Source organism: Massilimicrobiota sp. An105 (assembly GCF_002161155.1).
GTDB lineage: Bacteria > Bacillota_I > Bacilli_A > Erysipelotrichales > Coprobacillaceae > Allocoprobacillus > Allocoprobacillus merdigallinarum.
In genome coordinates, this window is the sequence record NZ_NFLY01000014.1 from 44,294 (window position 1) to 55,926 (window position 11,633).

The window sequence follows — 11,633 nt, forward strand, 5'->3', positions numbered from 1 at the left end:
AGTAGAAAATCTACTCTATTATAACAGTTACAAAAGTATTTGACATCATGCTTTTGATATAAATTTTTCCATCTTGATTTTCAAGTTCTTCTTGTTTTTCTTCTAATGCATCCCCAAGATAACATTTTTTATCTGCTGGAATATATAAAACAACATTTTCAATATCTTCATCACGATTATTAAGAATACGGATGACTGACGCTTGACCACATTCAGCTTTCTTATAAGCCATCAGTTCAACTCTTGTATCTAATTTTATATCTTCATATTGCCATTTTAATCCTTTATTTTTTTGACGGCTGATATCATTAAGATAACGTGTTTGAACTGGTGTATTTAATATTTCAGCTGTACGAACCAAATCAGACATTTGTTGACTTTCACCAAAGAAAAGTGAGTATTGACTCGTTACTTTTTTATCCAACAATTGTGAAGATGGCGTATCCATACGATATCCTGATGATCTTCCTGGTCTGATCAGTAAATCAGCTTTTCCAAATTTTCCAACGCTTCTTAAAAGTGTTAAACAAATTCTTTGATCATTTTCTACTTCATATTCAAGAGGTCCTTGGCTTAATAATGACATGATAGCATTTTGATGATTTAATTTCACAAAGCGTTGCATCGCATAGATAGGTAAAACATATTCTGTTGCCCCATTTTCTATTCCTTTTTGATTTGTAATCACATTATCTCTGATAATAGTTCCAAGTTGATCTTGACTACAGTTTTGTTTAGAAGTATAGATATCATCAAAAGCAACTCTGACAATATGATCACAAGAATGATTTTCAATAGTTGTTTCAAAATCAACTGTCTGACTATGAGCCTTTAAAGAAACATCCGTGATAATACGTAATGGTTTTGTTTCTTGACTACGATGATGGTCCACCACTTTTGATGGCACAGCTGTATCAAAAGTGATACGATATTTGACTTCAATGGATGATGATTCTACCAATTCTATAGTTGGTTTCACATCATTAATTCTGATTTCTTGATCATCAATACATGGTGAATAATTATATTCATCACCATCATCACCTTTTTCAAGTAATGTATGAAGATGATGATAAGTTTCACCTGTCAGTTTATTTGTGACTGTTAAAGTGCCATCTTCTTCAATCACTACTGATAAATATTTATTTTGTGCTCCATGATTCATCACACTCACATCTCCTTGTAGAGATGTAGATGTTTTTTCTTTGAAGCAAACTTTTAAGATTTCATAACCCATTGGTGGTAAAAATGAAGTGTCAATTTTGAATTGAACTTTAAATTTCGTACCCTCTAATACTTCTCCTGAGTCATGGAAGTTTTCCATACCATTATAGTATTCAATATCATGACATGTCTCTTTTGTTTCATTCATGAATTGATAAGGAACAATTGTCCCATCATGACGTTTTAATACAAAATCTTTATCTTTGACAATCATGCTTACAAAGGCAAAATCTTGTCTTTGATACGGTAAAGTATTAAATAATACCAAAATATCTTCCTGATCATTTAATTCACTTAAATCCACTGTTTCGGCTAAAAATCTAAAATTCATCCAAATCAGTTCATTCAAACCATGTCGTAAATTTAATAAACGATTTTCTACCGTATGATTGATACTATCTGGCGAAGAACTATATATAGAATCATGGAACTGATTTTTAAAGATAATCTTCCAGAAATAATTGATTAATTCCTGATCACAGTGACCCCCAAGTGAACGTGTCATACTGACCATTGGTTCTACAACTTTTGCCATGATTGTTTCATAATAACGCATCGCATTTTTTATATCTATACGTGTAGACGTAATGCCTGCATGAATACGTCCTAAAGTTGCACTTCTTGCTTCACCTTTATAGACTTTTAATTCATGATGATTTTGCTTGGCAGCTTTTAAAATATTTTCAAGATATTCTTCAGGGTTTGTCATCTGACATTGATATCCATCTTTTTGTAAACGATTGATCATTTGAGAAGAATGGCGTCTAGGGAAAGCATAATCGCTTCCTAACATAAATAATATTTCGCCATCCTGATAACGTTCTTTAAGTTTTGGAATAAAATTTTCCATATCCTTTTTAACATCTTCATAATCTTCTGGGAAACCACGATAATGTCCATATCCTAAAGCAAAATGAATAGCCGGTAAAACCGTATTGCCGTTTCCTTCCCATAAAAACAATGAATCTTCTAAACAATCATAATCAAATCCACGCCATGCATAAACACCTTTCATACCAATTTGTTTAAATAGATAAGGCGTAATTTTATTTTGACCAAATGCATCTGGAACCCATCCAACTTGGAGGCAATGTCCAAATGACTGTGCATATTGAGATCCTATAATTAAATTTCTAAGTAATGCTTCTCCTGATGGAATAATCATATCTGGTTGCACATACCATGGACCTATAAATAATTTTCGAGCTTTGACTAATCTTGCAATACGCTCTTTTTGAAATGGTTTAATACTTAAATAATCTTCTAAAGCAGCAGTTTGTCCATCGAATGTAAAATATTTCATTTGTGGATCGTTTTCTAACATATCAATTAAACGATCAAAGAAATAACAAAGTTTAATACGTGAAGCATCTGTTGAACGTAACCATTCTCTATCCCAATGAACATGAGGAATAAAATGAATATTACTCAAGAACAACACCTTCATTCTGGGCTTCAATACTATTTTGTTTAATTTGTAATTTGACAAATGGATAATATAAGATTAAATCAATAATAAACAATACAACACATAAGATAACAGGACTGATTGTAAATGCACCTAATACCCATGCATTAACAAAGATAGGTTCTACACCTGAATTTAAGACAACTAAATGGTTAACCCAACCCCAAGAAGTCGCAAAATAACCAATAATTGCATTAATAACAGGAACAAAAACAAATGGTAAGAACATAATTGGGTTTAATACAATTGGTAAACCAAAAGTGACTGGTTCATTGATACCAAATAATCCTGGAATAATTGCAACTTTACCAATAGATCTTTCAGCAGAACCTTTTTTACCTAAAATAAGTAATAAAACAACAAGTGCTAATGTTGAACCAGATCCTCCAATCATGGCATAAACATTACATAATGTATTTGGAGCAACTTGTGTAATACCATCAAATGAACCTGTTTCCACATACATTTGAATGTGTTCATAGAAAATTGGCATCCATAAAACTGAGATTAATCCCCACATAATTGAGAATCCATGAACACCAAAGAACCATAATAATTGCATAATAATGATAACCAAAATAACAGCTGGTAATCCTGTACCAATACCATTTAATGGTGAAATAATAAATTCAGTCATTAATGCCTGTAATGAAGCATACCCGCAAAGTACAACAACTTCTTTAATAACTGAGAAAATAACCATAATGACAAAAAATGGAATAATTGATAAAAATGAATTTAATACCATTGGTGGAACTTGTCCTGGTAATTTAATAGTATATTTAGAATTAACTAAATGATAGTATAAGAATGATGAAGCTAAACCAATAATCATCCCTGTAAACATACCTTCATAATTGAAGAAATTAATTTGAAATGCTGTAATTGTTGAATCACCAACATCAATAGCATTTGGAATTGTTGCGATATAAGCAATAAGTGAAACAATACAAGCTACTAATGGAACACATTTATCACCTGTTTTATTTGCTCTTAACTGATTAGAATAATTGTAAGATGAAGCCAATACAACAACTAAACCAGTCATACCCATAGCGACTGTATTAATATTTGTAAAAGCGTTAATAATACTTCCTAAGATTCCATCTAAAGGAATTCCCCATTCACCAAACCAATAATTAGCTTGTTGACTCACTAAACCTGCAAGAGATCCAACAACAGTAAATGGACTCGTTAAGATACATGCGTCTTTAATCGCATTTAATAACTTGTTTGAAGTGACCTTATCAGAAAGTGGCATAAGATACTTCTCTAAAAATGACATAATTAATTTCATATTTTTTCCTCCTCAACAACAATAAGTATACAGAAAGCACTTTCAAATAGAAATTACAAAACCTGTAATATTTTTACAGATTTCCACAAAAAAAATAAGAGGTTGTTACCTCTTAGAAATAGACTTTCATAATCAGTTCTGCAAACAATGAATTAGCCCAACAAAACCATGGTCTTGTGTATTGACTATCATCATTGACATCAAAACTTTCATGACAATATCCTGTATCACCTGTATTATTCACAATCATATCAATAAGTGTCTGAATTTCTTGTTGATTGGTAGATGTTAAAGCTTGCATTGTCAATGCAATTGGCCAAATATAGTTTTCCCATGTATGTGGAGAACCAATGCCTTTGGCTTTTTTTCCTGCATAATAATATGGATTATCTTCACTTAAAATAAAACGTCTTGTATTTTGATAAATCGGGTCATCTTCATGACAATATTCTAAATATGGTAAAGATAATAAGCTTGGTACATTAGCATCATCCATTAAAATATGATTTCCATATCCATCTGTTTCATAGGCATAAATTTTGCCATATTTGGGATGAAGATATGTTCCAAATAATTCAATACCATAATCAATCTGGAACTTCAAATCAATAATACGTTCTACAAGACGTTCATCCTGATAAAGATCACGTACAATCTCTACTAAATAAGATAAAATAACACTACAAAACATATTTCCTGGAATATTGTAATTCAAAGCACAGGCATCATCACTAGGGCGAAAAGCACTCCATACCATTCCTGTATATCTTGTATCAAATCCATGTCCATGATTTTGTAATGTTTCTGTTTTTCTTAAATTCCATACTTTCGCCATATCTCTTTCAAAAGTATAAGAAGATTTCTGACTATGATACTGTTCAGTTTCAAAAACATCTAAAATCGTATGAATAAAATAAAGATACTGTTTATCAAAAATAGTCGTATCATCTGTTTCTTTGTAATATTGATAAGCGAGTTTGACTGGATAACATAATGAATCAAGTTCAAACTTTCTTTCCCAGACATATGGTTTCATAATTGTTGTATCATGATATTCTCTTGGAACATCTTCCGTATTTAAAAAAGCATTAGCATATGGATCCAATAAAACATATTCTATTTGTGAGCGAATTAATCCTTTGATTTTATTTTGTAGATCCTGATCATCTTTCATTAATTTTAAATAATGATTCACCTGACAACTTGAATCACGTAACCACATAGCATTAATATCACCCGTAATAATATAAGTCTTATCTCCTTCAACTTTTAAACTTGTTTCTAAAGTTGACATAAAACATTTTTTAAACATTTCTCTTAATTTCTGATCTTTGATCACATCATCAGCTTTTTGCATTATTTCTGTTCTATTCATACTATCCCTCCTCCTATTCATTTTATATAAAAGATAGTCTCTTTTCCATTTCTAAATATGTATTATTTTTTCTTTATAAACATCTGCATACCATGTCCTGATAAATCATTAGGCAATAATGAAAAACCTAAACTTTCATAAAAACTCTCTTTTCCTCTTGCGGCAATCAATTGAAGAGAACAGCGTTCACCTTTTTTTAAATGGGATTGGACATATTGAATCATACATTGAATAATTTTTGTCCCTATTCCCTGATGCTGATAGTCTGGGAGAACTGCCACATCACAAATCAGATAATAAATGCCGTCACCTATTAATCTTCCCATTGCAATAGAATGTTCATGATCTTTAACAACAATACTATAAACTGTCATATCTAAAGCCTGTTGTAATTGATGATCAGTCAACATTCTCCATTGTACACCTTCTCTTATCTTTTTAATATCTTCAATATTTAATGTATTTTCTTCATAAATGAACATTTTTATTTTACCTCTTACTTTCCACAAGCTTTTATATTGATGATTTTTTTAATATCTTCATATTGTTTATTATCATCTTCTAAATCAATCATTAACCATTTTTGTCCATTTCCCTCTTGTGTATTTGCATAAATATTTTGTATGTTACTGTGTAATGTTGGTAGTATTTGTTCAAAACTTTCTTTCTCTTTCTTTCCAATAACAACCATAACAGTAAAATAATTTTCCCTAGGATAAATCGTACATAACGTTTTTTAACTTTTTTTCATTTTGATATTCCAGCCATACTCCCAGCTACATTTACTAAATTCACATTTTGGTGTGATATGGTATTGATCTATCATATATTGATAAAACAAGTCCCATAATGGATTATGAATATATTGACTCATATCTTGCTGTGTTGGCATGGATTGACTATCTTTTCTATCTAACATAATCTTCCTCTTTTCTTTTCCATATCATTACCATACCACATCAAATGATAAATGAAAACATTCATCAAAATAAAAGAATCTACAAAAAAGTGCTATTTTTATCAATAGCACTCAGTATCTATCATTATCTATTTTTAGAAACAAGATATTTTTTCATCTGTTTTAATAATGTTCTTGCTCCTTGATTGACATCATAATCTTTTAAAATATCTTCCATCATACTCTCGGTAAGTGGGATTGGTGTCTGATTTTTTAAAATTTGTTGTAGATGTTGTTTTTGTAATGTTTGATATTCAATAATTTCATCAATACGATTTAAGAATTCTTTTGAAAAATAAGACTCTAAATGTTGATATGAAGGAAGTTTCTTTTTAAAACCAACAATAGATTGATTTTGTTTTGTGACATTAGAAGTCATGATAATAATGGTATCTTTAAATGAAATGATATGATGATGATTATCTTTTAATACACCTTCATCAAAGACTTGTAAAAATAAATGCATAACTTGTGGATTGGCTTTTTCTATTTCATCTAATAATAAAATACTGTCAGGATATAAAATCATATCATGAAATAAAGTCGATTGCTGGTCATAACCAACATATCCTGGTGATGAACCAATAATCTTATTGACACTCGTTGTATCACTATATTCAGACATATCTAATTTAATAAAATGTTTATGCATGGTTTCTGCTAAAAATTTAGCTGTTTCTGTTTTTCCAATGCCACTGCTCCCTGTCAGCAGATAAACACCTTTAGGTCTATGAGGATGGGGAAACTGTGCTAAGGACTCTAAAGATTCAATAAGTTGATGTATAGCCCTCTGTTGTCCAATAATATGATGATTTAATGAAGTTTCAATATCCTGATAAGAATGATATTGAAGACTTGCTCCTGAAATTTCTTCAATAACCTTTTCAATATGTTGTGACTGTAAAGTCTGATCTTGTTGGAAAGTTGCTTTGACACATGATAAATCTAAAACATCTAGAGCTTTATCAGGAAAAACACGTGATAATAAATATTGATCACAAAGACTAATAATTTCGTCAATACGTTCATCAGGTATATCAATATGATGATAATTTTCATACTGTTGTTTTAAACCTAAAAGAATATCTTTTGTTTCTTCTTTTGTATTCTCGTTTATTTTGAGTATGGAAAAACGTCTGTTCATAGCTTGATCTTTTTCAAAGTATTTATAATATTCTTCGATAGTCGTTGCCCCAATCAAAGTTAAATCTTTTCTAGCTAGAAAAGGCTTTAAAATATTAGAAGCATCAATAGCTCCTTCTGCTCCTCCTGCACCAATTAAATTATGAATTTCATCAATAAATAAAATAGCATCTTTAGCTTGAATCACTTTATCAATAATCTTCTTAAACTTTTCTTCAAATTCTCCTCTATATTTTGTCCCTGCAACAATACTCGATAAACTGAGTTCATAAATAACTTTGTTTTGTAAAAGCTTTGGAACTTCCTTGTGATTGATTTTATAAGCTAATTTTTCAACAAGCGCCGTTTTACCCACACCAGCTTTTCCAATCAATAAAACATTATTTTTTTCTTTTTTACATAATGTTAAAAAAAGTTGTTCTAATTCCTGATCTCTCCCTATCATCAATCTATTTTCTTTTTTTACTAATTCATTAAAATTAACAAGTTCATGAATTTTATCTAATTCATAGAGTAATGATCTGGTTTGACTTAGTTCTTCTTTAATCTGATCAAAAGAAACATGATATTTATTTAATAATTCAACAGCAACACTTTCCTTTTGTGAAAGTAAAGCTAAGCACAATATATTTAAACTGACTTTTGACTCTTTTCTTTCACGTGTGATATGGATAGCTTCTTCTAATATCTTTTTGACAATATCACTATATTCCATATAAAAAGGTTGAATATCCTTTTCACCAAACAACCTTACAATATCTTTATATATGACTTCATCATCAACATGGTAAGATTTTAACATCTTTGTCATAAGTATATCTTTCATCTTTAATAATGATAATAAAAGATGTTCACTTCCTACATGACTATGTCCTAAATCAAACGCAATACTTTCAGCTATGACAATTACTTTTTGTGCCTGTTCATGAAATTGTGTAAGCATACTACACCTCTTTTCCTTTCTATCATATGAACTCTATTTGAAATTATTAACGTTTTCTTTATATTTAATCAATTTATTATTTTGCATTATTTTCCAAAAATAATGCATACCCTTTCTATGACTGTCATGTGATGAAAATGACTCTTTTTATAGATGTCTTTTATAAAAAAAGAATTATAACCATTTGTCTTGATTATAATTCTTCATAACTATTCACTTTTTACTTTTTCTCTTAACTGTCCATAAACAACATATCTATTGTCAGTCCCTGAATAACAAGTGCTTAACATAATCATATTCACCTGTTTATCACTTACGTTTTGGTAAACAGAAGCTTCACTTTTAACCTGATTCATATAAGAATCATAATCTATACCTTTTTGATACAGATCACTTGTTGCGGCAATAATTGTAGAAGCTACAGCCTGGTAAACATAAACACTTCCATCAGGCAAATAGATATAAATATCTTGATGTTCATTAAAATAATCTTTTTCAACAAAATATCTCAAATCATGAAAACGTGAACCATTTTTCATATTATGACCATATATGATGGTATTATCATCACTAAAATCTCTAGAATTGATTTCATCAATAAATACATTTCCTGCTGTATTAGATTTCATATATAAATCTGTATATAAATAAGTATCATTGTTTTCACCTTTTAATATAGGTTCATCAATTTTTGTATCAGGAATATATAACCATCCAATCACATCAGAATTAATATTTTGTAGTTCTTCAAAATTAACAACACGTTTTAATGGATCTTCTTTTTCTTCTTCTGGTTCTTTTACATATTGAGTCACTAATTCTGCACTTTCTTTTTCAATTGTATAATAATTATAAAAGATTTTTCCTAATTGAAAAGCTGAAAATAGAAAAACACAAATACATATAAAAAGCAATATTCTTCTGATTATTTTGTTCATTATACATTAAATTTGAAGAACATAATATCTCCATCATGTCCTACATATTGTTTTCCTTCCTGACGAATTTTTCCAGCTTCTCTTAAAGCATGTTCACTGCCATATTCAATTAAATCATCATAGCTATATGTTTCTGCTTTAATAAATCCTTTTTGGAAATCAGTATGAATAATTCCTGCCATTTCTGGAGCTAACATTCCTTTTTTAAATGTCCATGCTCTGACTTCATCAGCCCCAACAGTAAAGAAAGTATTTAAACCTAATAAAGCATAAGCTTCTTTAATTAATTTATCTAAACCACTTTCATCAATACCTAAATCATCTAAGAACATTTGTTTTTCTTCTTTATCAAGTCCGACAAGTTCACTTTCAATTTTGGCACAGATAGGAACAACATCACAATTTTCTTTGGTTGCATAATCCTTTAAGGCAACATAATATGGATTACTTTCAGGATTTTCTAAATCTTCTTCACCAAGATTAGCCACATAAATTAATGGTTTCATTGTTAATAATGTGTATTGTTTGACAATATCCATATCTTCTTTTGAAAAAGTCATCACTCTTGCTGGTTTTCCTGCTTCTAAAGTTTCTTTTAATGGTGTCAAAACATCCATTTCAGCTTTGGCTTCTTTATCACCTGATTTTGCTTTCTTTTCAATTTTTCCAATACGTTTTTCAACTGTTTCTAAATCTGCAAAAATCAATTCTAAATTGATTGTTTCAACATCTCTTACAGGATCAACATCTCCATCAACATGTGTAATGTCTTTATCTCTAAAACAACGAACAACTTCACAAATCGCATCTGTTTCACGAATATTTGCTAAAAACTTATTTCCTAGTCCTTCTCCACGACTTGCCCCTTTAACAAGACCTGCTATATCAGTAAATTCAAAAGTCGTTGGAATTGTTTTTTTAGGATTAAAAATCTTTGTTAATTCATCTAATCGATAGTCAGGGACTTCTACCACTCCCACATTTGGATCAATTGTTGCAAATGGGTAGTTGGCAGCTTCGACCTGTGCATTTGTAATTGCATTAAATAATGTTGACTTACCTACATTAGGAAGTCCTACAATACCGGCTGTTAATGCCATTTTTTCATCACTCCTTAACTCCATTCCATTTTAGCGAAAAATAATCAAAAAGGCAATCTTATTAACTGTAAAATACACATCTTTTCCAAACAAATATGATATTTTAAAAGTAAGGAGGCGATTATATGATTTTAACAACAACACCTTCTGTTGAAGGAAAAGAAATTATTGAATACAAAGGTATTGTTTTTGGTGAGGTTATTTCTGGTATTAACTTTATAAAAGACTTTACTGCAGGATTATCTAATTTTTTTGGTGGAAGATCTGCCACATATGAAAATGAATTGTTAGAAGCTAGAGAAAATGCATTAAAAGAGTTAGAAGAACGTGCTTATCAAAAAGGTGCAAATGCTATTGTAGGAATTGATGTTGATTATGAAGTTTTAGGTGCTGATAATGGTATGTTAATGGTGACTGTATCTGGCACAGCGGTAGTTGTACAATAAAAAAAAGTGGTTAACCCACTTGGTTATCAGTATAAAGAATGTTATTGTGGAGAGAAAACCTGATAACTGTCCTTAATATATGCTCTTTTTCATGAGCTTACTATCATTTTATATAAAATTTTGTTTAAGAATATGTAAAGCAGGGTTGTTTTAACCCTGCTTATTCAATCGTAATTGTATTGTTGTTTTCGATGACTTTCATATCCTGTTTTGGTATTGATATTCTCAAGACTCCATCTTCAAATTTAGCCTTGATATCGCTTTGTGGTACACTTTCTCCCACATAGAAGCTTCGACTCATGCTTCCTGCATATCTTTCCTGTCGGATATATTGTCCTTCTTTATTCTTCTCATCTTTATTTAAGCTCTTTTTAGCTGAGATTGTCAAATATCCATTGTCAAATGACAATTCCACATCTTCTTTCTTGAAGCCTGGAAGATCCACATCCAATTCATATGTTCCTTCTGTTTCTCTTACATCTGTCTTCATCACATTTCTTGAATGTTTTCCATACAATGGATTTTTCTTTCCAAAGAATTCCTTGTCAAAATCATCAAACCAGTCATCAAATAAACTTTCTCCAAAAATACTAGGCATTAACATATATATCACCTCTTATGAATAATTCTAAGCATTGTTAGAGAATGAACAATGTTTGATATGAGAAGTAAGGAATGCCTTTTTTATTCTCTTTCCTTATTTCTATTTATATTATAGTCCTCTATTTTAGCAGAGTCAAG

At 30.1% G+C, this 11,633-nt stretch carries 9 protein-coding genes and 1 pseudogene; 1 reads left to right on the forward strand and 9 read right to left on the reverse strand.

Annotation, left to right across the window (positions count from 1 at the left end):
• Positions 1-10: 10 nt before the first annotated feature.
• The 8 genes and pseudogenes from B5E48_RS05645 to ychF all read right to left on the reverse strand — a co-directional run bounded on the left by B5E48_RS05645 (position 11) and on the right by ychF (position 10,446).
• Positions 11-2,665, reverse strand: coding sequence for a glycoside hydrolase family 38 N-terminal domain-containing protein (locus B5E48_RS05645; RefSeq protein WP_241146933.1), 2,655 nt, complete (start codon positions 2,663-2,665; stop codon positions 11-13).
• Entirely contained in the window at positions 2,649-3,989 is a 1,341-nt protein-coding gene (locus tag B5E48_RS05650) for a PTS sugar transporter subunit IIC (protein WP_087297944.1), read from the reverse strand. The genes B5E48_RS05645 and B5E48_RS05650 overlap by 17 nt, the downstream gene beginning before the upstream one ends.
• A gap of 112 nt (positions 3,990-4,101) precedes the next feature.
• Entirely contained in the window at positions 4,102-5,364 is a 1,263-nt protein-coding gene (locus B5E48_RS05655) for a glycoside hydrolase family 125 protein (RefSeq protein WP_087304385.1), read from the reverse strand.
• Positions 5,365-5,426: 62 nt separating this feature from the next.
• Positions 5,427-5,846 (reverse strand): GNAT family N-acetyltransferase, encoded by a 420-nt coding sequence (locus B5E48_RS05660; RefSeq protein WP_087304386.1) that lies wholly within the window; start codon positions 5,844-5,846, stop codon positions 5,427-5,429.
• 14 nt (positions 5,847-5,860) lie between these two features.
• Positions 5,861-6,283, reverse strand: a pseudogene (locus B5E48_RS13840) (DUF3788 domain-containing protein).
• 124 nt (positions 6,284-6,407) lie between these two features.
• Positions 6,408-8,408 (reverse strand): AAA family ATPase, encoded by a 2,001-nt coding sequence (locus B5E48_RS05670; protein ID WP_087304387.1) that lies wholly within the window; start codon positions 8,406-8,408, stop codon positions 6,408-6,410.
• A 209-nt stretch (positions 8,409-8,617) separates the two neighbouring features.
• Positions 8,618-9,346 (reverse strand): class B sortase, encoded by a 729-nt coding sequence (gene srtB, locus B5E48_RS05675; RefSeq protein ID WP_087304388.1) that lies wholly within the window; start codon positions 9,344-9,346, stop codon positions 8,618-8,620.
• Positions 9,346-10,446, reverse strand: coding sequence for a redox-regulated ATPase YchF (gene ychF / locus B5E48_RS05680; protein ID WP_087244224.1), 1,101 nt, complete (start codon positions 10,444-10,446; stop codon positions 9,346-9,348). The genes srtB and ychF overlap by 1 nt, the downstream gene beginning before the upstream one ends.
• Before the next feature lie 125 nt (positions 10,447-10,571).
• Between ychF and B5E48_RS05685 the strand changes: the two genes are divergently transcribed.
• Positions 10,572-10,892: a putative heavy metal-binding protein gene (locus B5E48_RS05685; RefSeq protein ID WP_087244223.1), complete on the forward strand. Its 321-nt coding sequence runs from the start codon at positions 10,572-10,574 to the stop codon at positions 10,890-10,892.
• Between the two features lie 160 nt (positions 10,893-11,052).
• Here B5E48_RS05685 and B5E48_RS05690 read toward each other — a convergent pair whose 3' ends face one another.
• A complete protein-coding gene (locus tag B5E48_RS05690) occupies positions 11,053-11,496 on the reverse strand; it encodes an Hsp20/alpha crystallin family protein (RefSeq protein WP_087246041.1) in 444 nt (147 codons plus the stop codon).
• Positions 11,497-11,633: the final 137 nt, after the last annotated feature.